Below are 25,232 nucleotides of genomic sequence, written 5' to 3' on the forward strand. Positions count from 1 at the left end.
GCAAACTCATTGACACATTGTTTACAATTTGCAATTGTATATCAAATATTGTTAACAATTTACTATTAATTATGGCTAAATTTTACTTTGTCTTCAGTTTAAGTTTGATTCTTACCGCTTGCGGCTTCCAATCTAGCAAAAGTAGTGACGAGCGCACTAGACCGAACACTGTCTACTCAAGCCTTGGCCCTCAGGACTTTAACCAATCTTGGCTGTTCATTGAAGAGGATAAAGCACAATTCAGCAAGCTCAACTTGGATGCTTCGGCTTGGCAAAGCGTCAACTTACCTCATGATTGGTCTGTGTCGCATGAATTTGAAGAAAAATGGGATGGTGCCACTGCCTATTTACCGGGCGGGGTAGGTTGGTATCGCAAACATTTTGTTACTCCAGCATCGAAAAACGATAGTGTTATTTTGGTTAATTTTGACGGCATCTATAACCATTCGACAGTTTACATCAACGATAAAAGAGTAGGGGGTGAGGTTAATGGTTACACACCGTTTACAGTTGATGTGACGCCTTTCCTTAATCCTGTGGGCGATGAAAACGTGTTGGCAGTTAGGGTCGACCGGACAAGGTATATTGACTCAAGGTGGTACCCAGGATCTGGTATATACCGTAACGTAACGTTCTACAACAAACCAAAACTGCACATTCCTGTTTGGGGGACGCAAGTTACCACCGAGAATATATCGCATGATTCAGGAGATGCTCGCATTAAAGTGACATTAAAGAACGAGGATGACCAACCGAAGAAAACGATGCTCAAAAGCGTTGTCGTTAATAATGAAGGCGAAGTGGTGGCTAAGCAAATCGATGAAGTTACCGTAATGTCGAACTCATCATTAGAGGTAGAACAAGTTCTTAACGTATCAACAATGAAGCTGTGGGATATTGATTCCCCTTATCTGTACAAAGTGGTCAGCACGTTAACAGATGGACAAGATACTAAAGATCAGGTAGTAACACCTCTTGGCTTTCGAACGATTGAGTTCAAACCTGATGGTGGATTCTTCCTAAACGGCAAACATACTTTGATTAAGGGCGTCAATCTTCATCATGATGGGGGACTAGTGGGTGCAGCAGTGCCAGAAGACGTATGGCGTCGTCGCTTGGTTCGTCTAAAAGAAGCCGGTGTGAATGCAATTCGTATGTCTCACAACCCAGCTTCAAAAACACTGATGGACCTTTGTGATGAACTAGGCTTTCTGGTGCAGGCAGAAATTTTTGACGAGTGGGATTATCCTAAAGATAAACGCTTAAACCAACAGGAGCGCCACGATGATTATATAAGTCGAGGATATGCTGATTGGTTTCAAAGTCACGCTCATAAAGACTTAAACGCAGCAGTGTTACGAGACAGAAACCACCCTTCTCTTATCATGTGGAGTATCGGCAATGAAATAGAGTGGACATATCCAAGGTATGCGGCTTCCACTGGATACTTCGATATGAATGCGAACGGCAATTATTTCTATACGCTGCCCCCTATTTCTTCGCAAGAAATAAAGCAGCGTTTTGAAAGTGGTGAAAAAGGTACATATACACTGGCAGATACGGCTAAGAAATTGTCATCTTGGGTGAAAGAATTAGACACTACAAGGCCCGTTATCGCTAATTTAATTTTACCTTCAGTTAGCCACATTTCAGGCTATACAGATGCGTTGGATATTGTTGGTTATAGTTATCGACGGGTTATTTACGATTACGGAAGAAGATTGTTTCCTGAAAAAATGATCATGGGCACTGAAAATGTTCCTCAATGGCATGAATGGAAGGCGGTTTTAGATACCCCTGCAATTGCTGGCACCTTTTTGTGGACGGGCGTTGATTACATGGGCGAAGCCCATGGCGGGTGGCCGCGTAAAGGAGTAAACAGTGGCCTTCTCGATCTTGCTGGCTTTAAAAAGCCTTCTTTTCATATGTTTAAAACACTATGGTCAGATGCACCCCACATGTATCTGACAACGCAACTGCTTGAGGATTCGCTGTATGAGCTTGATAATAATGGCAACGTTGTAGAGCGCAAAAAAGACGGTTGGAAGACGCGAGTGTGGGAATGGCACGACGTTGAACACCATTGGAATTACAACGAAAATGAGAATACGGTTGTAGAAGCGTACAGTAATTGTGAAGCGGTTGAATTGTTTGTAAACGAAGTTTCCTATGGGCGGCAATTACTGAAAGAGCACGATGATCGCATATTTAAATGGTTTGTACCGTTTCAGTCTGGTGAGATTCGCGCAGAAGGTGATTGCGGTGCAGCGGACAGTATAAAAACGGTGGGAATGCCCACTTCTATATTAATGAGTATTGATAAATCAATTGTGAAATTGCAAAAGAGGGAAGTGGTGCATGTAGAGATGCAGCTCGCAGATAGTATGGGTCGCCCTGTTCGTTTCACGGATGCGAATATTTCACTAGATATACCAGAAGGTATTAAGTTACTTGGTATAGATAATGGTTGGGTTAATAGTGTTCAGCCTTTTCAAAGTAACTCTGTTGATACTTACAAAGGAAGAGCACTCGCCATATTAGAAGGTATTGAGCCGGGGAATTACACAATAACTGCTCGCCTACACAACGATGCCGAAAGCAAGGCGACTGTTCAAGTACAGCAATAGAATCGTTGCCCCCATGGTTAACAAAACCAGCACATTAACAACTCATAAATGCGTTCCCGCGAGCAATTGTCGCGGGAATTTTTAGTATTGAGATAAGCAAAAACGGCGAATGTATTCTTCGTGGGAAGGCAATTTGTTCACTTGTTCTATAATGGTCGATTCAGTAGCCTTGAGAAACTGAGCTAAATCTTGCTCGCTCATTTCATCTGCAAGAGGGTGGTGTTGTAGGGGAATAAGTCCCTGTCCGATCATTACTTGTAGCCACGAGTCGGAAAATATTTCCTCTTTTCGCTGTACAAATCGCCCTGTCTCTGAAAACAACTTCATCCTGTGTGAAAGCGACTCAGGCAGAGTGAGGTTTTTACAGTAACGCCAGAAATCCGAGTCATCACGCTCGGTTTGACAGTAATGTAGAACGATAAAATCACGAATGTCGCGATAATCGTTCAGCATGTAGTCATTGTATAAATCAACCTCCAATGGGTTGATCCCATTAGCTGGAAAATACTTAATCAGTTGCATCAATCCCTGCTGAATGAGGTGAATAGCGGTAGACTCTAGAGGCTCGATGAATCCCCCAGCTAGGCCTAGCGCTATACAATTTTTAGTCCAAAGCTTTTCCCGATGTCCAGTTACAAAATTTATTACACGGGGCTCTGTTAATATTTCGCCCTCAACATCATTAATCAATCGTTTGAGTGCTTCATCGTCTGATAAGTAATCATCACAATACACAATTCCATTACCCATTCTTTGCTGTAAGGGAATTCGCCATTGCCATCCTGCTTCATGTGCTATTGCGCGAGTGTAGGGGGCAGGAGGCGAAGTAAGGCTAGTTTGGAGTGGTATTGCTCTATTCATCGGGAGGTAATGAGACCAATCAACATAAGGCGTATCCAGTGCGCCTTTAATTAGTAATCCTGCAAAGCCAGAGCAATCAATGAACAAATCACCACTAATAAGCTCTCCTGTCTCTAATACCAGATGTGTTAAATATCCATTTTCTTCGCTTTTTGCAACACTTGAGACTTTACCTTCAATGCGTCTAACACCTAGCTTTTGTGCCTCTATTCGTAGTTTTTGAGCAAAAAGGCCTGCATCAAGATGGTAGGCAAAATTGGGCCCCCCTTGCACATGAGCAAACTTGCCTTGTTTAGCTGCTACGCCTTCTAAATTATAAGTGCCGAAAGGTTGACTAATTCCCAATGAAAGCCCACGCTTCCAATACTCGTGAAAGCCAGCCGCCCACATGCCAGCGCCGGTAGTGCCGAATCCGTGAAAATAGTGTTCACCCTTTGCTTTCCAATTCTCAAACTGTATGCCGAGTTTAAATGTCCCCGCTGTTGCCTTGGCAAACTCGGTAGACCGTATATGCATAATATCATTGAAGAAGTGAAGGCTGGGGATAGTTGCTTCACCTACACCAATGGTACCTATGTCTTCTGATTCCACTAGGGTAATTTCGATACTACGGAATGTTTTAGAAAGGAGAGCAGCAGCCATCCAACCTGCGGTTCCTCCGCCTAATATCGTTACTTTCATCACACTTGTGTTCATAGAACTCTTCATATTTTTAATAATAGATTTCGTGTTAACATAATATCTGTATATTGTTAACAAAATTAGTTTGAGATATTCTAATAATCCGCGAAAAGATTCAAGTAATAAATAGATAAGGAAGCAGTAAAATGTTGACACGTTGGTGTTCTTTAGTAGTTGTCCTGCTGGTTTCCAATAGTGCATTTGGAAAACAAAATGAAACGGACGCTAACATCCATTATTTTCATGAAGGCCTAGTGATATCGCCTTGGGAATTAAGTTTAAACTATGGGAAAAACAGCATTGATGAGAACGGTTACGCGTCTACAGTTAGAAATAGCTTAGTGTTAAGGGCCGTGGAGGGAAAAAATGGAAATGATGCGATTCAGTTAAAATGGAAACCGAAAGATATTAAAACCGAATGGGGTGGAATAGATAAGAATATTCTCACTGCTACTCTTACCAATACTGGTGGATTTATTGATTTATCATCGGTAAAAGAGAATGCTGCAATCGCGTTAGACATTATGGTATTGAGCCCGCCTAAAGAGCTGGTGGATTGGACGATAGAAAGTGAATGGAACTGGAAGCAGAGAGCGTCATTTCCTTTAAAGAATGTTTTAAAAAAGCTTCCTAAAAAAGAATGGATTACTGTACCAATTCCACTTAAATGTTTTGATGGTGGAAGTGTCAACTTTAGTAAAATCACCTCAATAATGCAGCTGTCGACCGAGGGAAAAATGGAAATTGTTCTTGGTGATATTAGATTGTCTGCCCTTCCTGAAGGGATAGGGTGTTAATTGCATAGCGAGACTGAGCTAGCACTGCTAAGCTAAGCGGTTTATAACAAATCACACAAAGTGAATCTGGTGGTTCTTCCTGTTTGGATAACGCTACCAGATTCAATTTTAGATTACTGCTCATTTAGATTATTCAGCGGGAACAGGCTTATAAAAACGCACCCAATCGACAAGATAGTTACCGCGAGTTTTGTCGTCCAGTTCCTTGTTTGTCGGTGTTAATCCTTGTGACGTTCGCCAGTCCTGGTCCTCCAAATTAAAGATGGCTTGCATAGGTTTATTCAGTCCTTTGCCATCTGTATAGTTGTGCGGGTCGATAACATCTTTACCAGACGAGACCTTTACTTTTTTGCCATTAACGAAATACTCTAGGTGCCAAGGATCGCGCCAATACACTCCAACTCTGACAAACTCATCTCTAAACGTAGTGCCGTTGTAATACCATGTGTCTTCGGACTTTGGCTGGTAATCTGCAAACGGCTCTCTTATGAAAACGTGATGGCTTAAGTGAAGTCGTTCTGCAAACCACTTATTGTTCGGCTGATCTCCACCATATGCTTCAAGAATATCAATTTCTTGGGTGGAGTCCTTACTCAAAAGCCAAAAGTCTGACGCTAATACTTGATTCATTATCTTAGCTTTTACTTCTACATAGAGTGGGTAAGTTAGCGAATCATGAGATGTGATACTTCCCATCATTATTTTCTGCGATAAACGTTTTCGACTGGCAGAAAGTTGCAATTTACCGTCCTTTACAAAAGACTGGTGTGGATGCCATTCTGTACGACTAGGTCCTTTCCAGCTATTGATAAATCCTTCATACCAGCGCTCAGCGAAGCTATGTCCTTTGTTTTCAGCGGGTGCGTCATAGTTAAAGTCATCTGATAACGGATGAAGTTGCCATTTCATTCCTTCACCTGCATCCACTGGTACTGGGTAAGCATCCCAATCCTTAGCTGAGACGGAATGGACGAAAAAAAAGGGTAACAAGTAGGCTACTCGCATGTCTTAGTACCTTTAAGTTAGAGGTTTAATACGGGTCATTAGGCTTAATTTTGATAATGTGCCTGTAATCTATAATCTTGTTTCTGCTCTTCCATTCTTCAGCCATTGTTGTTAAGCGCTTCACTAATTCAGGGTGCATGTCCGCAACATTGTTCACCTCCCCAGGGTCGTTCTCAATATCATATAGCTCAATTGCTACACCTGGTTTTGCGAGCGTTTGTAAATACCAACCGGGCTCAATAAGAAGCTTCCACTTACCTTTATACAGTACACTTTGCTGTCCCTTATCATTGTTATATAACTCAATAGGAGGGGGTAATTGCTTACCTTTAAGTAAAGGAACGATACTTCGTCCATCGGGCGGGCGAGGAGTATTGCCGCGAAATATTTGAGGAAACTCCGCCCCGCTAAGCTCAATAAAGGTAGAGAATAGATCGCCTACCCATACTATGTCGTTAGACAATGAGCCTGGCTGTATTGTGTTGGGCCAATGTAATATGGCGTGAGTTCTCGCCCCACCTTCCCAAAGCAGCGCTTTTACTCCAGCATAGGGCTGATTCATAAGGTCGCCTATGTGAGAAGCTGCGCCGTTGTCTGAAAGGTAAACAATTAACGTATTATCCAACTGACCCGCTTCCTTTAGTTGGGAAACAAGTCGCCCCACGTTGTCATCTAATTTTTCCATCATAGCTGCGTGGAAAGACGCTTTTTCAACATACTGTGTATATTTCTCTGCCGGCATATTGTTGTAAAATGCATTTGTATCTCTCGCTTCTGCTTCTTTGGGAAACATTCCAAGAGAAACAAGTCGCTTGTGTCGGCCTTTAGCGATACTGGTCAGATCCGAGTATTTTTTCTTGTACTTATCGACAAGTTCTTTTGGTGCTTGAAGCGGTTTATGTGGTGCTCGGTAAGCAACGTACATGAAAAACGGTTTATCTTTTATTGTTGTTTGCTTTAGCATCGAGATAGCTTCATCCGTAATGCCATCGGTCGCATAAAATGCTATACCTTTCTTGCCATCACAGGCTGAGTAATGTTTCCTGCTATAGTCGGTGTCGCTATAGCATCGCATATCATATTGCTGTTTGTATTTGAGTTCGGCTGGTTCGTTGTTGTGGTAATAGGGATGTGGAAGGCCAGGCTGATAAAATAGATTTCCTTGTGCACCGTGAAATACAAAGCTTTTTTCAAACCCTCGTTGTGGCGGCAGTGCCAAATAGTCTAATTCCATTTCTTGAGCGGTTAGTGCCATTTGTGGAGGGTGGACAGCTTTCCACTTAGGTGCCATTTCTTCTTGGTGCTGTTTAATGTAGCTTCCACCTAAATGCCATTTACCTACCATCATTGTTTGATAGTCGGAATCAAGAAGCAGCTCTGAAATTAAAGGTTGTTCATACTTTAAACGTGCGCGGTGTGCTGAAAAAGGTAACTCCCGTTCCCAGTCCCCGACAACGCCACCGCCGAAACCCACGTGAGCTGCTTCTACACCCGTTAGGAGTGATGCCCTAGTTGGACTGCATCTTGCGTTACTGTAAAACCGCGAAAGCTTAAGGCCGTTAGCTGCTAGTGCATCTAAATTTGGGGTTGCTATTTCGCCGCCAAAGCTTCCTAAATCACTATAGCCAGCATCATCAGAAACAATGAGTAGAATATTTGGTTGTATTTCTTGGGCTAAACAAAAGGATGAAACACTTAGGCAGAATGCAAAAGGTATCCAAATAAACAGTTTTTTCATAGAAGTACCTTCAATTTCAAAACACATAAGGCTCGCGAAAACTAGAAAACGCAGTTAAGCAGGTGCCACAACGTCATTATTGTTTTACGTTAATTGTTAACAAAATGTCAAGTGTTACAAAAAAGGATGAGGAAAAGAAAGACTGATATATATAGAGAGACATGAGTTGGGCGAACTAAAGTGCCTAAAACGACACTTTAGATTCATGACTTTAAAGGGGTAAGCGTAGCGTTATTTGATATTTTTCCGAATTGCCGCGACAGCTTGTTTTACGTCTCCATTCTTAAACGCATCAACGATATCTCTATGCTCTTCAACGAGCTTATCTGAGGTTTTGATACGCTGATAGTTCATGCGCATACGGATAACGATGGGGTACCATAAATTAAGTAGGTCTTCTCCACCAGCAAGCTCTACAAAGTACTGGTGAAAAGCTATGTCAGCCTTGGTGAGCTCAGTATACTCTTGTTTCTCAAAATGCTCTTGCATAATGGCAATAAGCTTATCCATTTCTGCAAGTTGCTCTTTGGATATAAGGCCAATAATTTCTTTAGCAGCAAACTCCTCAATCTTTTTTCGCATATCAATACTGAGTTTTTGAAGGGCCGCTGGCAGTGGGTTGTTTACCGACGCACCAACGTTATTTTTACTAATTAAAAGGCCTTCTTTTGTCAGTTTGAGTATCACATCTCGAATGGGACCTCTTGAAACACCGAAGCGCTCTGCAAGCTGTATTTCGCGCAAGCTCACCGGATATAATGTCTGAGCGTAAAACATCTGCTATCTGATCACGCACTGAGAGTATTTTAGGCTTCATAAGACTCTTCATTATTTTAGAATTTAATCATCGATAAATTGTTAACTTTATTTTGTGAAATGTCCAGATTTTTAAAAGCACAGCTAGCAAACCTGCCCTAAATATTAAGCGTCGAATAAAATTTTAGCTAAGCGTACAACAAAAAAGTCACAAATTGTATTGTTAACAGTTTAATGTTGTCTTGGATGTGGTTATACTAGATTTTGATTGTTAATAAATTGTGAGAAAAGAAATGAATAGAACAGCCATCGCGTTGGCGCTTTCTTTGAGCCTTTTGGGTTGTCAACAGACAAAAAGTAGTGAGAAGACTGACATTGTTTCACAGGGTAAAAGTGACGTTCATAGCGCACTTCTTCAGCAAGAAAAGACGCTCATCGCCTTTTCTGAGTCGTCATTAGACAGTAATGTAAGCCTGATTAATGCAACAGCGCAAGCCAATGAGGGCCGTTTATATATAACCTTTCTGGGTAAAGACAATCCTTACGCAGGCATCTCAATTAAGCCTGATACGCCTTGGGATATGAGTCACTTAGATGACTTTAACCTAGCGATGGATATTAAAAATACTGGAGAACATCCCGTTCAACTTTTTTTAAATATTTCTGACGTTGATGGGGCGACGTATACGCGGAGTGTTGCAGTACCAAGAGGGGACACAACCACGTACTACGCCAAAATGCGCGGCCATGATTTGGCGACTCCAGATGGTAATGTAAATCAGGAACTAAACTTTTTATCTGGTTTTCGTTCCAATCCTGAAACGTGGGATTCAAATGATGTGCAGTTTATTTCGATGTGGGGCAAGAAAAATCTTAACCTCAAGGGTATTACTGAAATAAGCATATCAGTACAAAGTAACTTATTCGATAAATCTATAGCGTTGGGCAATATTAGATTACGACCGAATCCAGAAATGAATGAGAACTTTCTTACTCAAATAGTTGATGAGTTTGGTCAGAATGCAAATGTCGAATTTCCAGGAAAAATTCATTCCCAGCAAGAAATTGAAGCTGCAAGAGAGGCAGAAGCGAAAAAGCTAGATAACAAACTGATGCCGGATCGTTCGCGCTTCGGAGGTTATAAAGATGGTCCTAAACTCGCAGCTACAGGCTATTTTAGAACAGAAAAAGTAGATGGGAAATGGGCACTCGTTGACCCTGAAGGGTATCTTTACTTCGCAACGGGTTTAGACATTATTCGTTTATCAAACACTTCAACAATGACCGGGTATGGTTTTGATGAAAGCCTAGTTGATTTGGGAGGTGACGGCGTTACACCAGAAGATTCGAAGGGGCTTAACCGGGTAAATGATGAAGCTATTCCAAGTAGACATGTTGTATCTGAAGTACGTGCCAACTTGTTTGAATGGTTGCCGTCTTACGATGAACCACTTGGGAAGTGGTTTGGTTACCGTGGAAGCGCTCATTCTGGCCCAGTGAAAAAAGGTGAAACATTTAGCTTTTATGCAGCCAATCTGGAACGCAAATACGGAAGTGAAGACCCGTTGGAAGCATGGGAACAAGTGACCATTAAGCGCATGAAATACTGGGGCTTCTCTTCGTTAGGAAATTGGACCGATCCGCGCTTCTATCAAAATAATGAAGTTCCGTTTTTTGCCAATGGTTGGATAATTGGTGACTTTAAAACGGTGTCGAGCGGTAACGACTTTTGGGCTCCATTGCCCGATGTGTTTGACCCTGAGTTTGCCCGTCGTGCTGATATTACTGCTGCTACTATTGCCAAACAAGTTCAGAATAACCCTTGGTGTGTGGGCGTATTTATTGATAATGAAAAAAGTTTCGGTAGAAGTGAAAGTAATGAAACACGGTACGGAATTGTGCTCCATACGCTAAAGCGAAACGGTAAAGATGTACCTACAAAAGCAGCTTTCACTGAACTTATGAAAGCGAAATATTCGAATATAAATTCGCTTAATGAAGTATGGGGAACCGACATCGCTTCATGGGAGGCGTTTGATCAAGGCATTGACTCGTCGATAAGAAATGAGGCTCAATTAGAAGACTATAGCGCAATGTTATATCACTATGGTGAGCAGTATTTCAAAATAGTGAACACTGCATTAGATAAGCATATGCCTAATCACATGTACCTGGGCGCGCGATTCCCTGACTGGGGTAAACCGATGGAGATCGTAAAAGCTGCTGCTAAGCACGTTGATGTAATGTCTTACAATGTTTATAAAGAAGGTATACACCCGCAGTCATGGGCATTTTTAGAAGAAATAGACATGCCTAGTATTATTGGCGAGTTTCACTTTGGTGCCCGAGACAATGGGCTATTTCACCCCGGTTTGATCCAGGCAGCTACACAGCAAGACCGAGCAGAAATGTACAAAGACTATATGCATTCCGTTATCGATAATCCCTATTTTGTTGGCGCCCATTGGTTCCAGTATATGGATTCACCCATTTCAGGCCGTGCTTATGACGGCGAAAACTACAACGTGGGCTTCGTTAACGTAACCGACACCCCTTATGCTCCTATGGTGGAGGCTGCGCGGGAGATAAACGGTAATATGTACTCAAGACGCTTTAAGTAGCTAGACACATTTTTGTTTGACAAAAAGGCCTGTTTTAAGGCCTTTTTATTTAGGAGTTTACTATGTCTGAACGCCCTGATTTATTAAAGCGAAGAACACTAAAACTCGCTCTTGCTTCCGCAGTAACGACTTCGTTAGGCTGTGTAACACATTATTCTGACTCACAAGATGAAAACCTAACATCTAGTTCTTTTAATAAACCTTTTAAAGCAGACTGGGACGAGCGCTTTGATGGCCCGTTTTTTGGGGAGAATGTATGGGCAAACCCCGTGGAAGACTGGGAAATAAAGCGTGGTCAAGCTTACTGCAGTAGCAAAAAAGGTTGTCGGAATGTGCATTTGCTCACTCAATCTATTATTCAGCCAGAGCTTGGCTTTATCACACAGGTAGTAGTGGAGAGTGACCATACGCCATTCTTTAATGGTGGTGCAGGTTTTAATTTGGGGCTACGCACCAACCTCACCCCGAACGTTACCTTAAGTATGACTTCGATAGCAGTGGCTGGCCCGCTTCCGCTAGAAATCGTGCGGTCAGTATCATGAGAAAGGCAAAGGCGTTGCACATTTGCGGCGATACTCATCTTGGCACGCTTTCTCAATACGGGGTACATAAACCAAGAGACAGCAATTGGGCTTTCTGCTCTCCCGTTATTGCAGTTGGCTGGCCTCGCTGGTGGTTACCGGAAGACGCGGGACTGCCTTGTGTCGAGAGACCTAAGCATAATATGCCTAACACCGGCAACTATCGAGATGCTTTCGGAAATGACATTTATGTGTATGCTGTTGCCCACCCGGATGTAGGGGAGTCACCAAATCGATATGTCAAAGCCCATGAAAAAGGAAGTGGATTTGGGACCATTGAGTTTGACGTATCAAAGCAGACCTACACAGTAGATGCTTACCGGTTTAATGTGGATATTAGTGCCGATAGCGAATCCCCGCGGTTTCCGGGCTACCCCGTCACTATATATGCAAAAGAAAACGCAAGTGAAAATTTGTTGAATTAATATTTTGTGGTATTAAATTGAAAAATCCGCTCATCAAAAAATAGCGATGAGCGGTAAGTAGTATAAAGATTAGTAGCGCTTTCTTGCGTTAGTTTTTCAACTTTGAAGGTTCATAAACGCTTTTGAATCTGATCAAAAAAACGCAGCGTTTTCTCTACGTTTCTGTGCCAATATGACCATTCATGGCCACCATCAAGCCACTCAAAATCAAAAGAGATACCTTCATGTCTTAGTTGGCTCGTCAATGCTTTGTTACTTTCGTAGAGTACGTCTTGATAACCGCAGTCCAAACGCAAAGAAGGCAGTTCATTTTTGCTCTTACTAAGCCAGTACATTAAATCGGTTTCATACTCATGTTCACAGCAATAGGTTTCGATAGGGTAGTCGACAAAATGCGTAAAATCATCCATGCAGGTGATAGCTGAATGAGCCGATATCCCTTTATATACCGATGGATATTTTGCACCTAGACGCAAAGCCCCAAACCCTCCCATGGAAAGACCCGATATATACCAATTGCTTTGCTTACTTACCGCATCTATGGTTTGAGTTACAGCGTCTTTGACATCTTCGACTATCCAGGTTTCATAATTGCCATGCTCTTTTAATGGGAGGTAACCCGAACCATCCCATAGTGCGCCATCCGATGGCATAACTAATACGAATTCACCAAGCCCTTTTTTATGCAATTGTTTGTAAACCTCATGGACACCACCTAGGTTCATCCAAACCCAGTGATTACCATAAACACCATGCAGTAAAACCACAACAGGTAAATCTTTAGATTCAGGGTGCGCATTATAAACACTAATATCTCGCCGCCCGTTAACGGCGCTCGAATGCACAGTAATCAATGTAAGGTTGTCAGAAGTGAAGCGAGGGTTGGATACTTCTAGTCTTTTAACTGTCATTAGCAACTATCCTTGGTAAAACCAGGCATCATAACGACGCCTTTCGCAATTCGACCGTTTAGTAAATCATCAAACCCAGTATGTATCTCGTCAATTGTATAAGTTTTTGTGACCAACTCATCAAGCTTTAGGTTTCCTGCTTCGTAAAGCTTGAGCAATTTAGCAAAATCCCGTTCGGGGTTACACATACCGTAGAGAGGGTTTATGTATATTTTATCCCACTCGAATAATTCACAGTTAAAATCAATACGCTGCTCTATACCACTGACTTGAACAGCGGTGCCCGCACTTCTTATTAATGCTAGTGGTGCCGAACCTAGTGCAGGAATGGCTGTACACTCGAACGCATAGTCTGCGCCTCTGCCGCCACAAATTTCTCGAACTTGATGCGCGACTTTTTGAAAATCAAGGTCATCTTTTTCTGCAATAATACCGTGAGTAGCGCCAAACTGTTTGGCTTGATTGAGTCGATCTTGGTTTATGTCAATGGCGATTATGATAGCTGCACCCGAGTGCTTTGCTCCTTGTATGCAATTGAGTCCTACACCGCCGCAACCAATGATACAGGCTGATGCACCTGCCTCGACGCGAGCTGCGTTTACTACTGAGCCCCAGCCTGTCATTACTCCGCACCCCACGATAGACGCTGACGAGAAGGGAATAGCAGAGTCGACAACAACAACCGCCTCTTGTTTTACTACAGTATATTCACTGAGTGTCCCTAAATGAAAAGAACGTTCAATTGGAATATTATTTTTTTGACTTGATGCAATATGAGCATGTCCCTTAAGCCCGCAACCACACACAGGGGAGTTCACTTCACATATGTGTAAATTTCCTTCTCTACATTGAAAGCATGCGCCGCAGGGAATTGCCCAGTTTAAAATGACCTTGTCCCCCTTCTTTACATGAGTCACGCCGTCACCTACCGCTTCTACTATTCCTGCCCCTTCGTGACCGACAATAAATGGCTTGTTCCAGTTTTGAATAGAATCCCAGTCAGTATGACATAGTCCAGCAGCGACTACTTTAACGAGTACTTCCCCCGTATTTGGCTGTCCTACAAATATGGTTTCTACAGTGATGTTGCCGTTGCCGTCTGATGTGACAGATTTTGATGGGATCATTTTGGTACTTTATAATTATTAACAGAATGTTAATCATTGAAACACAGTGCTTGAAGGGCTTCTGTCATTATGCCGTGATTAAATGTCAAAAATTTGCTGTTTCTACGAGCCCGTGTGTTTGGCCAAAACCTGTTTTATCGTTAACGTTTAGCGCTAAGTATCCTAAATGTCATTTATATGCTAAATATGCTCAAAATAATTTCTTAATTACCCTGTTTAGTGTCATTTTTATTGCATTACTGAACACAGTAATAAGTTGCTTTTTAAACGGGTTGTGAACTATCGAGTTCAAGGAGTCTGACAGTGAATAAATCGGTGTACTGTGAACCATTCTGTATAGAAAAGGGACGAAATTTTGAAGTGCATCATGTTAAATACGATGAAAGAGACCCATATCATTGTTTTATGCATTTTCATGAAGTTCATGAATTTATTATTTTTGAGAAAATAGAAGGGCAGTACTTTTACAGTCAGGGAGAGTCAGAATTAGACGATTTTGATATCGTGTTTACTCCTGCACTTGAAACGCATAACTTCAGTTGCAGCGATCGAGAAAAATCTTGGTTTATTGTCCAGTTTATGCCGCACGTATTGGGCGACGAAAAAATGGCAAAAGCCAATGCCTTTTTCCAACACGGTTTACATTTACGACTCCCCAAGTCTCGCATCACCGAAATACAACAGCAAGTTCACTGGTTGTTAGAGAGTTACCAGCAAGATCCTAATAGCGCCCGCAGTTTAGTACTGTTGCAATTGTTGATACTTACTATTGGAGAGTATGCCAAACCCGCTCTAGGAGGTATTAATCAGCCAATAACCTATTCTCCGCTTTATGAAAAAATGTTGCCAGTTATTAATCAGTTTAGAAGCCAATCAGCAGTAGAGCTTTCTTTAATTGAAGCGGCAAATATGTGTCATTTATCGCCATCTCATTTTTCACGTATGTTTAAGCAGATTTTTCGCGTTAACTTCTCTGAATACGCGCTGCGTCATAAGTTATACAGCGCAGCAAGGCTACTCAGCCAATCAACATTGTCAATCACACAAATAAGTTATGAGCTAAACTTTTCTAGTCCATCTCACTTTATTGCACAATTTAAGAAGCAGTTCTCAAAAACGCCAAGGCAGTTTCGCGCTTCAATGACAAATACAGAGTGAGCGAGTTTAATGCTTTTCCGCTCTTTGCTTTCTGTATTGGTTAGGACTAACGCCTACTTTTGATTTAAATAAACGACTAAAATAATTTGGACTGTCGAACCCTAATGCGTAAGCGATTTCGTTAACACTTTGCATGTTGGCTAACAGCATGCTTTTACTTTTGTCGATGATGTACTGCTGCATGCACGCCTTTGCACTTAGTCCCATCTGCGCCTTAAGTGCATCACTTAGATAGCGACTCGAAACGTTTAACGCATCACTCATTTCTTGAAGTTCAGGTAACTGGTGGCAGGCTTCACGGGCATAATATCTATCAAGCTCTTTAATGAGTCTACCGTACCAATCACTAAATATTTCCCGCCGTTGTAGAAATTGACGTCGATAAAATCGTAAACAATAATGCAAAAGGGTGGTGATGTTAGATAAGATAATATCTCGACTTGAAGGTTCGTAGGGCCCCGAAAGCTCTGCAGTTAATGCGTCAAATATATTAGCCAGTGTTTGCTTTTCAGAAATCGACAGGTGAAGCGCTTCGTTAATTTGATAGTGGAAAAAACCACACTCTCGAAGCAGGCTCTCTATAGCGTGTCCTCGAATATAATCGGGGTGAAGCAGCAGAATCCTGACGTCGCCCCGCGTTTTAATGTCAAAGGTAGCAACGCGTTGCTCTGGAGCAATGGCATACAAAGTGCCCGTTTGGCAGTCATAATGGGTCTGCCCATAATGAACTTGGCCTTCAACGATTTGTTTTAACGACAAAAAGTAAAAGCCACCCGAAAGCATCGTGCCTGGTTCAACATTAGATGACCGCTCCGCTATTTCTTTTTCTTTAAGCTTTAGCGAAGCAACCAATGGGTGAGCGGGGGCATCAACACCAATAGCACTAAGGTAGTCACCAATATGTTCGTAGAACTTTGTATTGCCTGCCATCGAGTTATCCGAACGTACGCTTTACTAATGCAACTTGTTTTAAACCGTCAGGGTCAGCCTGTGTTTTTAATGAGCAGAAAGTTTCGGCCCACTCGGAAGTTCTTCTGCGAAGTGGCATAGTATCTTCTTTAACTACATTTATTACGACGTCAGCAACTTCATCTGCGGTTTGATAAAGATTTCCACGTTCATTTCCAGCTCCACTAGCTAAGAATTTTTCAAACACCGCTTTGTATTCATCATCAGGAAGCGGGCCGTTAGATTGGATCTGAGCTACTACATTATTAGCAAACTCAGTGCTGATACCACCGGGTTCTATACAGCAAAACTGAATGCCAAAATTCGGCGTAATATAACTTGCAAGTGATTCAGTATAACCTTCCACAGCAAACTTTGCTGCACAATATATGTCGCTGAAAGGTTGGCCAACCAGACCGCCAACAGAACTGATATTGATAACTTTTCCCTGTCCAGCAGAACGCATATGAGGTAGTACGGCTTTTGTACAGCGCACTACACCATGGAAGTTTACATCCATTACCCACTTCACTTCGTCTTCACTTGCATGCTCCGTTGTACGCACGCATCCTGCACCCGCGTTATTGATTAGTACATCAATTTGACCATGTGAATCGATAATGCGAGCCACCGCTCGATTTACACTTTCATTGCTTTGCACATCAAGTGGCAAAATATTGATACTTACATTGGCCTTTTCAGCTGCTGCTAGTAGCTCACTTTTTTTATTTGTATCGCGCATAGTGGCGTATACGACAAAGTCCATGCTAGCTAATTTTATACTCAGTGAAATGCCTAGCCCTGTTGATGTTCCGGTTATTAGTGCAACACGTTTCATAGGTCTAATCCTCTATTGTGAACATATACATTCAGGTTTAATTTTAGATGAAAGTGGGTATTTAGCAGTGCACAAAATCACATTATTGCAGCACATTTTAACAGTGAATTTTTAGCTTTAACTGGTTATTTGTCTTGTTGCCATCGTCCAAAACAACCTCAAAAGAGCATATTTTTGATATTTCTGAATAGTAGCCTGTCACTAATGTAAAGAAAATGTTGCTAGCATACTCCTACAGTAATTTGGCTATGAACCCATACAGCAACGAATAGGAGTGCGCACAATGGAGCCTGAACAGCGTCGTGATTCTAATAAGATTGAAGCGAAAACAGAAAGCGGCTGCCCATTTGCAACAAAAGAAAAAAAAGTAAGTATTTTTAATGACGCTTTTGCAATGCATCGATGTGATGAGGGAGTTTTAGCTATTGATGATCAAAGTGATCCTGTGACAATAGTGTTGGGACTAAAAGAGGTGAGAAAAGCGGCGCACAACTGGAAATTGTTTCAATCTGGGGCAAAACCAGGTCGCATTGTCGTTCCTTCTGAAGTGGCCATTAGAGATATAAGGCAAATACCTTTTGAAGTAGACCCTCCTGCCCACAAAGGCTTTAGAACCTTGCTTGAGCCTTGGTTTAAACGTCCTTTGGAAGACTCTTATCAAGCGCGACTTAATAGTATTGTAAGTGACATGCTTGATAGTTTACTAACTAATAGTAATACGTATACCGAGGCGGTCAATGAAATTGCATTAGTTGTGCAGTCACAGGCTTTAACAACGCTATTAAATGTACCATTCGCCGAGGCCGCAACATGGATTAGTTGGGGTACGCATGTTTTTAGAAGTGATGACAACCCTCTTGATGCTGGAAAAGCCAACGTTCTTTATGACTATTTAGATAAACAAATAGCCAAAGCAAAACAAGTCCCCGGAGAAGATATTTACAGTCAATTGCTCGCTGCCGAAGTGGAAGGTAAAGCACTAACCGATGAAGAGATAAAAGGCATTATGGTCCTTACTTTTGCAGGCGGCCGCGACACGGTTATCAACGCGCTAACTAATACGTTGGCATATTTTTCCGAAAATAAAGATGATTTAGCACTCTTACGCACACAACCTGAGCTTGTAAATAACGCGGTTGAGGAGTTAATTCGCTATTTTTCTCCATTAACGCATATGGGACGTGTGGCTACCGCAGATGGCGAGGTCAACGGACATCAAGTGGAAAATGATACTCGTATTTCACTTTGTTGGGCCTCTGCTAATCGTGATGAAACCGTATTTGAAAACCCAAATCTGGTGGATTTAACGCGTAAAACCAACCCCCACGTTGCTTTTGGCTTCGGGATCCACAACTGTTTAGGCGCCACTCATGCTCGAGCACTATTGAGGATTTGGATTCTGCAACTGACCCAAAAAGTCTCTGCTATTGAAGTAGGGCAATATGAAGAGAACATTGAGATTTGGGGGGACGTTAAGCGCAAAGTCGGCTTTCATTCACTAAATGTGCGATTACATAAGCTGTAGCTGCTGCCGTGTGCGAATGCAATGTAGTTGATACTTTAGGAATATTTCAAATTACGCTTAACAAAATATTAATTCATAGATAAGCATCACTTTAGTACAGGACATAGAAATGATAAACGTAACTTTTATTACCGCAGATGGACAAACAATCAATGCGCAGGGCGAATCGGGTTCTTTAATGGAACTAGCTGTAGCGAATAACGTTCCTGGGATAGATGGTGACTGTGGTGGAGTCTGCTCTTGTGCCACCTGTCATGTTCGTGTTTCCGAGCAAGATTATGCTCGTGTAGGAGAGCCAAACGATATTGAAAAAGACATGTTAGAGCTTGCAGAAGGTGTTAGTGAAACAAGTCGTCTTTGCTGTCAAGTGGCACTATCTGACGAAATAAGTGGCATAAGCGTCACAGTGGTAAGAGATTAATGCAATGGTAACCATAGTGTCTGAACAAATACAATCAGAGCCGGTGTGCATAGTTGTAGGCGCGAGTCATGCTGGAGTTAACTGTGCATTTGAATTGAGAAAGCAAGGGTTTAGTGGAAGGTTAGTGCTTATTGATGCCGATACGCATTTGCCTTATCACCGCCCACCGCTTTCTAAAGCATTTCTTAATACGCCGTTGGATGACGCCCCGGCACCGTTAAAAGCTAAGAGCGCTTACGAGCAAGCAGACATTGAATTATTTCTAGGGGCTATGGTTACGAAAGTTGATGCTAAAGAAAACATAGTTTCGTTTAACAAAGGTGGCTCAGGTAACGCAGAAAATGGTTACTCTATCAAATACACGCATTTGGTATTCGCTACTGGTGCGTCTCCAATTATTCCATCAATACCTGGTCTCAATGTCGCAGAAAATTGTCTCGTGATGCGAAATGCAAAGGATGCTCTTGCACTCAAATCACTAATGCATGCTAAACGCGAAAACATAAGTAATTTAAACATTGTAATAGTCGGGGCAGGGTATATCGGCCTCGAAGCAGCCGCTTCGTTGCGTAAAGCTGGGGCCAGCGTTACTGTCATCGAGCGCGAAGAGAGAATTCTTGCTCGTGTTGCCAGCGAATCTGTGTCAAATCATGTTGCCCGAATACATCAGGAAAATGGAGCGACGATTTTATGTCAGCGTAACGTAAGCGCGGTAGAACGAGACACAGATAAAGGTTTTCAATGGATAGTTTGTGATAATGGTGAGCGGTATCGCGCCGACGCTATATTACTCGGGGTCGGTGTGCGAGTGAATAGCGAGCTTGCACAAGAGGCTGGCACGTCACTCCATAGAGGTGCAATAAGCGTCAACACGCACATGCAGACTTCGATTAAGAATATTTGGGCTATTGGAGATTGTACTAGCTTTACTCATCCATTGTATGGTGAAAACAGCCATATTGAATCAGTACAAAACGCGTTGGAGCAGGCCAAGGTTGCGGCAAAAAATATACAGCAAATATCCGTAGCTAACGCTGGTGATGCTGCTCCACTGCAGAATTATAAAGCAATACCATGGTTTTGGTCAGATCAGTACAACATGAAACTTCAAATGGTAGGCCTTCCTGTAAACGCAGATTGTCAGGTTACACGCCAAGAGTCAAAAGAAGCGCTGTCGGTTTGGCACTTTGTGCAAAATAAACTAGTAAGTGTTGAAGCAATTAACTCACCTAAATCATATGTACTTGGTGGCAGAGCGATTGACAAAAATGCCTTTATTGATAAGTCGAAATTAGCCGACCCATCCCAAAGTCTTACCGACCTGCTTTAATTTCGTGTGTTCATAATGACGGAGCTAAGAAAACTCCGTCCTTCTCTTCATTTTAATTCTTTTCAAATCTCGCAACATCTAGTTGTAAACGAGATGTAGTTATTTGTTGAAACTTTGTTCTTTGTTGTATATTGTTAACAGTTGTCATCATTCTGTGGTGCTGGCAGCTGCGTGTGCCGGCCAAGCAGGTTTAAATAAACATTGGTCAAAGAACACTTATGAACAAAAAGAATTGCGCTATTGTATTTTCGGCTCTTGTTACGGCTTGTTTAAGTGCGGCAGTGGTAGTGGGATGTAGCAATACACACGAGCAAGACGGTACTGCAAAGGTTGTGTTTTCTGACGTTTCTGAGCAAGTAGGTTTAATCACGCAGCCCAATTGGAAGTATGGAGGCCCTTCTGTCGCCGACTTAAACCAAGACGGTTTTTACGATTTACTTCTAACAAACCATGACTCTACTCCCGTACAGTTGTTTATGGCAACGTCTGCTAACGGCTATGTAGAGCATGAAACAATATTTCCGAAAGTTGATCTGCACGGTATTGCTGCGGGTGATTACGACCTAGATGGCGACAATGATATTTTGCTATCTGTGGGAGGGGGAAACGGTCTGCACCCTTCTCCTCAGCGAATGCTGCGCAACGACCATGGAATTTTTACTGATGTAACAGAGGCTGCTGGGGTATCAAAGCTGGGGGCCCGGGGGCGAAGCGTCCGCTGGGTTGACCTTGACAATGATGGCGACCTCGATTTCTTGCAGATCAATGCGGCTAAAATGCTTAATGAGTCGACACCTCGAAACATTATTTTTGAAAATCTAGGAAATGGGAAGTTCGATTACTTTCGCAGTCCTAGTTTCGAAGATATTGAAGCTGAACGTCTGCTTATTACAGATTATAACAATGACAATGTACCCGACATTATTGCGTTTACTAGCTATGATAAAAGCACGATATTGAAGGGAAACGGTGATTTAACGTTCACAAATACGTCTTCTTCGGTATTTCCTCAGAACAGTAAGAACTATCCTGGAACTATTACAGTAGCGCAGGCGGATATTGATAATGACGGAGACCTTGACTACTACTTTGCGAGAGGGAAGCTGTATTACACCATTGCAAATAACGCCGTAAGTTTTGACCAAAAGCGAAAACGCTTAGACTTGAGGGATAAGGGGAGTAAGGGGCACGACGGCATGTATCTTCACGCTGATAATGCACTTACCTTGACAGACTTTTATCACTTTCCCCGAGCAAATCTATTGAAGAGCATGCCTGTATTTATTGGGCGAAATAAGCGCCAGATAGCAACCCCTGTCAATCCAGTAACCATTTTACCAACAGAAGCAGAAGGCTTTCCCGATAAAGTTGAAGAAACAGGGTGGTACATTGGCTACTTAGGCAACAACAAGTGGCGCTTTGAGTGGAACATGGCCGCTGACTTAGCTTGGGATTTGAGAGCGTCTGTAATTGGAGTAGAAAAATATGAGGCGCAATGGCAGCCTCAAGATTTGTCTGTGCCTGATGTGCTTTTACGCAATGACGATGGAGTATTAACCGACATTTCAAATGTTCTTCCCAATTCAACTCGTGATAACAACTGGGGGGTAACAGCAGGTGACTTTGATAATAACGGGCTAGCTGACTTTTTCGTTTATCGATTCGGTGAGCTCAAACGCCGGGTGGTTGATGTAATGTTACTGAATCAGGGGGGGTATATTTTTGAAGAGTCAGTACATCACAACGCTACAAGTGAAGTGGGAATGGATTCTCATGGCGACGGGGGGATCGCGGCTGATTTCAATCTTGACGGCAAGCTCGATATTTTAAGTGGTGATGATGATAACGGTAAGTGGCATATGTATCACAACGTCACACCATCTACTGAAAATCATTTCCTTCTGCTACACATAGGTTATTCGCCAAACGGCATTGATCCCATGGGGGCCAAAGTTTGGGTAAAAACCGCTAGTGAGCAACATTTTACGCTTGTTGGTTCGCCCAATGCGAATCATTCGCAAAGTCTGCTGAATATTGTTCATGTGGGGCTAGGTACGCAAGAGGTTATAGAAGAAGTCCGTGTTCAATGGAGAGATAGAGAAGTAACTACGATTAAAGATTTGCCCGCTGATCAGTTGGTAAAGGTCGGAGATAACCTGTGAAAAAAATCAATCAGTGTAGGTTGCGAATTGCAAAGGAAGATACGCGTCAACAGGGGAACTGGTTATCGAATCTTGCGATTATAGCGTGTTTGCTAGCGTTATTAATTGCTATAGCTGGGTGCACTTATAACCATGAAAAGCACCACGGTCGTATAATTACTCCGCAACAACCCTTGGTTGTTTCTATGAATGTTACTGAATCACATGCTTATAAAGTGGTATTTAGAGTCAATAATCATTCACGCCTTACTAGGTTTTCTGTTTTAGCAGGTAACAAGCTACTGGTCGATAATGTCAATGTACCCGAGCTAGGGGGGCAAACTTTGCATTCGCTGATAGCGTTTGAATCAACAGGAGAAAAAGCTCTCACGCTAAAGACAATAAACGGTAAGTTAACTCTATTAGATTGGCATATCGAGAAATCGTCAATTGCACTTCCCTCCTTCTTCGATATTACTGAGCAAGCCGGAATAGACAAAGTGCCATCTCTAAAATATGGCGGGCCCTCTGTAGCTGATATTGACCAAGACGGTGATTACGATTTCGTTGTAAATAATCATAATGCGGAAAGTAGCAAGATTTACTGGAATAATGGTGATTTCACAGTAACTAAGCACTCTCGCAACCTTTCTCGCTGGCTAATGCAAGACTTGCATGGAACGGCTCTTGGCGATTATGACAACGATGGTGACCTTGACTTAATGCTCACTCGAGGCGGAGGTAATGGAACCACACCTTCAGTTTCCTATTTTTATGTGAACGACAACGGGAACTTTGTTCGTTTTACCGGCGATGCAGGTATAGACAAAGGTGGCCGTGGGCGTGGCGCGAGGTTTACTGATGTGGATCTCGATGGAGACTTAGATCTCTTCGTTATTAACGAAACAAGCTTAACGCACAGTAAGCCGCAGCATATGTTTTTTGAGAATAAAGGCAAGGGACGATTTGTTTATAAATCAGTACCGGGGATAGAAGATGTTAGGGCGTCGAGAGCGCTGATCACCGATTTTAATAACGACGGTATTGACGACGTCATTATGTACGGTCCTTTAACTTTGTGGCAAGGAAACGGTGACTTTACTTACACTGACGTATCGTCTTTGTTGCCATTAGAGATAAAAGACATTCGGCAGGTTATGGCTATCGCCGACATTGATATAGATAATGACGGCGATCTTGATCTATATCTTGCGAGAGGCAAAGAATTCGAGCACGGTTTTGGCGAAGCTCCTTCGTTGGATTTTGACCCTATTTCAAAATCTTTTGCTATAAAAACAAGAGGGTATGAAGGCCGGGACAGTTTCAGCTTTAGCGCGGATGACTCAATTACCCTTAATAATTATTACTTTCTAGGTCAGATGGGATTTAGAGGTAAAGACTACCCTATTTATTTAGGGGCAAGCAAAGCTGTACACAATATTCAGTCTGGTGGTCAATTCACTTTTAATTCCGAGATGGCGAGAGGCTGGCCTGAAATACGGCAAGATAATGGCGTCTACTTTGGTTATCTAGGTGATGGGAAGTGGAACGCAGAGTTGGTAAGAAATGGCAATATCTTTTGGTCCTTCTTTTTTACCTTACAGGGTGTTACCGCAGCAAATCCAGCGTTCGAACCTGAAAATAGAAACATTCAGGACGTGCTTTTAGAAAATAGAGATGGTCGCTTTTTCGACGTTTCAGCTCAGTGGGAAATTCCTCTAGGGGGCAATGCACTGGGAGTTACTACAGGCGATTTCAACAACGACTCTTATCAGGATTTGTTCGTTTATCGTTGGGGTAGAGTAGATAAGCGAATTGCTGATGTTATGTTATTGAATACTGGAAAGGGTAAGTTCGAAACATCAACAATGCACGGCGCAAGTGATCACGGTGGGCCTGGCTTCGGAGATATGGGGCAAGCGTTCGATTTTAACCTTGATGGTTACCTCGATATTCTTTCTGGAAGCGAGCATGGCTATTGGTATCTGTACGAAAACAATGGCAAAAATAATACTAGCAAGAGTAACTATGCATTAATTAATGTTGGTTACTCTCCAAAAAGCAATGTAGATGCATTAGGCGCTTATGTAACATTAACTACACCGGCCGGTGAGTTCAGAAAACGCGTTGGTTCAGCCGGGGAAATATTTTCCCAGAGTTTCCTCAATATTGTACATTTTGGGCTTGGAAATACTGCTCATATAAACAAAGTACAAATACGCTGGAGAAATGGTGAAACCCTCGTAATCGAAAAGCCTTCAATTAACCAAATTTTTACCGTAGGGAAGCACAAACCTAGTGAGCCCTCCGTTCATTCTGTTTTTCTAAAAGAACAGCTTGCCTCGAAAGTTGAGAGGACACCATTCGTAAACATCCTTGATAAAGAGGATCTTCAACTGAACGGTATAGATAGCTCAAAGCCTCTTACGCTGACAGTAAAATATCATGCAGGAACTGGCCAAAACGTAATTGCCGCAGATGAAGGGGGCATGCAGTTTTGGTTGCGTCACCGCTCATCAGGCCTCATTCCTTTAGAAGATAGAATTGAAGTAGATTCGTCAGTGCTATACACCGAACAAGGCAGCGCCACCGCCTCTATTAATCTGCAAGGTTTGTTGCCCTCTTCTAATTTAAAACCAGGAGAATACTACATGCTAAGAGTGGTATTTACCTCAAGTGACGGCAACATGTATGAAGACAGTATCCAGCGGATTAAATTGTACTAGTAAAAGACTCAACAC

At 42.3% G+C, this 25,232-nt stretch carries 18 protein-coding genes and 1 pseudogene; 11 read left to right on the forward strand and 8 right to left on the reverse strand.

What is annotated here, in order from left to right; translation table 11 throughout:
* The first annotated feature begins 71 nt into the window (after nt 1–71).
* Nucleotides 72–2,627 carry a glycoside hydrolase family 2 TIM barrel-domain containing protein gene (locus PCAR9_RS08030; RefSeq protein WP_179983148.1) on the forward strand — a complete coding sequence of 852 codons (2,556 nt, stop codon included), beginning with the start codon at nt 72–74 and terminating at the stop codon, nt 2,625–2,627.
* An 81-nt stretch (nt 2,628–2,708) separates the two neighbouring features.
* On the opposite strand, the gene PCAR9_RS08035 is transcribed toward PCAR9_RS08030, so the two are convergent.
* Nucleotides 2,709–4,184 (reverse strand): tryptophan halogenase family protein, encoded by a 1,476-nt coding sequence (locus PCAR9_RS08035; protein WP_179983149.1) that lies wholly within the window; start codon nt 4,182–4,184, stop codon nt 2,709–2,711.
* 131 nt (nt 4,185–4,315) lie between these two features.
* Between PCAR9_RS08035 and PCAR9_RS08040 the strand changes: the two genes are divergently transcribed.
* Nucleotides 4,316–4,966 carry a putative glycoside hydrolase gene (locus PCAR9_RS08040; protein ID WP_179983150.1) on the forward strand — a complete coding sequence of 217 codons (651 nt, stop codon included), beginning with the start codon at nt 4,316–4,318 and terminating at the stop codon, nt 4,964–4,966.
* A gap of 129 nt (nt 4,967–5,095) precedes the next feature.
* Here PCAR9_RS08040 and PCAR9_RS08045 read toward each other — a convergent pair whose 3' ends face one another.
* The 3 genes from PCAR9_RS08045 to PCAR9_RS08055 all read right to left on the reverse strand — a co-directional run bounded on the left by PCAR9_RS08045 (nt 5,096) and on the right by PCAR9_RS08055 (nt 8,486).
* Nucleotides 5,096–5,971, reverse strand: a complete 876-nt coding sequence (locus tag PCAR9_RS08045; protein ID WP_179983151.1) for a LamG domain-containing protein — start codon at nt 5,969–5,971, stop codon at nt 5,096–5,098.
* 25 nt (nt 5,972–5,996) lie between these two features.
* Nucleotides 5,997–7,709 (reverse strand): sulfatase-like hydrolase/transferase, encoded by a 1,713-nt coding sequence (locus PCAR9_RS08050; protein WP_179983152.1) that lies wholly within the window; start codon nt 7,707–7,709, stop codon nt 5,997–5,999.
* Between the two features lie 231 nt (nt 7,710–7,940).
* The gene (locus PCAR9_RS08055; RefSeq protein WP_232091154.1) at nt 7,941–8,486 is read right to left on the reverse strand and encodes a GntR family transcriptional regulator; all 546 of its coding nucleotides are present in this window, start codon (nt 8,484–8,486) and stop codon (nt 7,941–7,943) included.
* Nucleotides 8,487–8,758: 272 nt separating this feature from the next.
* On the opposite strand from PCAR9_RS08055, the gene PCAR9_RS08060 reads away from it, so the two are divergent.
* The 3 genes and pseudogenes from PCAR9_RS08060 to PCAR9_RS08070 form a co-directional block, all read left to right on the forward strand.
* Nucleotides 8,759–11,086, forward strand: a complete 2,328-nt coding sequence (locus tag PCAR9_RS08060; RefSeq protein ID WP_179983153.1) for a beta-galactosidase — start codon at nt 8,759–8,761, stop codon at nt 11,084–11,086.
* 62 nt (nt 11,087–11,148) lie between these two features.
* Nucleotides 11,149–11,628 (forward strand): hypothetical protein, encoded by a 480-nt coding sequence (locus PCAR9_RS08065; RefSeq protein WP_179983154.1) that lies wholly within the window; start codon nt 11,149–11,151, stop codon nt 11,626–11,628.
* Nucleotides 11,532–12,092, forward strand: a pseudogene (locus PCAR9_RS08070) (alkaline phosphatase D family protein); the annotation flags it as partial. The gene PCAR9_RS08065 and the pseudogene PCAR9_RS08070, both read left to right, overlap by 97 nt.
* Before the next feature lie 110 nt (nt 12,093–12,202).
* On the opposite strand, the gene PCAR9_RS08075 reads toward PCAR9_RS08070, so the two are convergent.
* Together PCAR9_RS08075 and PCAR9_RS08080 are read right to left on the reverse strand one after the other, a co-directional pair.
* Nucleotides 12,203–13,003 (reverse strand): alpha/beta hydrolase, encoded by an 801-nt coding sequence (locus PCAR9_RS08075; protein ID WP_179983156.1) that lies wholly within the window; start codon nt 13,001–13,003, stop codon nt 12,203–12,205.
* Nucleotides 13,003–14,130, reverse strand: a complete 1,128-nt coding sequence (locus PCAR9_RS08080) for an alcohol dehydrogenase catalytic domain-containing protein (RefSeq protein WP_179983157.1) — start codon at nt 14,128–14,130, stop codon at nt 13,003–13,005. Before PCAR9_RS08080 ends, PCAR9_RS08075 begins: the two co-directional genes overlap by 1 nt.
* Nucleotides 14,131–14,433: 303 nt before the next feature.
* On the opposite strand from PCAR9_RS08080, the gene PCAR9_RS08085 reads away from it, so the two are divergent.
* On the forward strand, nt 14,434–15,288 hold the full coding sequence (locus tag PCAR9_RS08085; protein WP_232091155.1) for a helix-turn-helix domain-containing protein: 855 nt from the start codon (nt 14,434–14,436) through the stop codon (nt 15,286–15,288).
* Between the two features lie 6 nt (nt 15,289–15,294).
* Here the strand turns inward: PCAR9_RS08085 and PCAR9_RS08090 are convergent, their stop codons facing one another.
* Complete coding sequence (locus PCAR9_RS08090) at nt 15,295–16,218, reverse strand: helix-turn-helix domain-containing protein (protein ID WP_179983158.1); 924 nt, start codon at nt 16,216–16,218, stop codon at nt 15,295–15,297.
* A gap of 4 nt (nt 16,219–16,222) precedes the next feature.
* A complete protein-coding gene (locus PCAR9_RS08095; protein ID WP_179983159.1) occupies nt 16,223–17,074 on the reverse strand; it encodes an SDR family oxidoreductase in 852 nt (283 codons plus the stop codon).
* Between the two features lie 394 nt (nt 17,075–17,468).
* Between PCAR9_RS08095 and PCAR9_RS08100 the strand changes: the two genes are divergently transcribed.
* From PCAR9_RS08100 to PCAR9_RS08120, 5 genes are all read left to right on the forward strand, one after another.
* Nucleotides 17,469–18,599, forward strand: coding sequence for a cytochrome P450 (locus PCAR9_RS08100; RefSeq protein WP_179985183.1), 1,131 nt, complete (start codon nt 17,469–17,471; stop codon nt 18,597–18,599).
* Nucleotides 18,600–18,708: 109 nt separating this feature from the next.
* Complete coding sequence (locus PCAR9_RS08105; RefSeq protein ID WP_131136158.1) at nt 18,709–19,020, forward strand: 2Fe-2S iron-sulfur cluster-binding protein; 312 nt, start codon at nt 18,709–18,711, stop codon at nt 19,018–19,020.
* 16 nt (nt 19,021–19,036) lie between these two features.
* Nucleotides 19,037–20,350, forward strand: coding sequence for an NAD(P)/FAD-dependent oxidoreductase (locus PCAR9_RS08110; RefSeq protein WP_179983160.1), 1,314 nt, complete (start codon nt 19,037–19,039; stop codon nt 20,348–20,350).
* Nucleotides 20,351–20,568: 218 nt separating this feature from the next.
* Nucleotides 20,569–22,512, forward strand: coding sequence for a CRTAC1 family protein (locus PCAR9_RS08115; RefSeq protein WP_179983161.1), 1,944 nt, complete (start codon nt 20,569–20,571; stop codon nt 22,510–22,512).
* The gene (locus PCAR9_RS08120; RefSeq protein ID WP_232091156.1) at nt 22,509–25,217 is read left to right on the forward strand and encodes a CRTAC1 family protein; all 2,709 of its coding nucleotides are present in this window, start codon (nt 22,509–22,511) and stop codon (nt 25,215–25,217) included. The genes PCAR9_RS08115 and PCAR9_RS08120 overlap by 4 nt, the downstream gene beginning before the upstream one ends.
* Nucleotides 25,218–25,232: the final 15 nt, after the last annotated feature.

Source organism: Alteromonas macleodii (genome assembly GCF_903772925.1).
Taxonomy (GTDB): domain Bacteria; phylum Pseudomonadota; class Gammaproteobacteria; order Enterobacterales; family Alteromonadaceae; genus Alteromonas; species Alteromonas macleodii_A.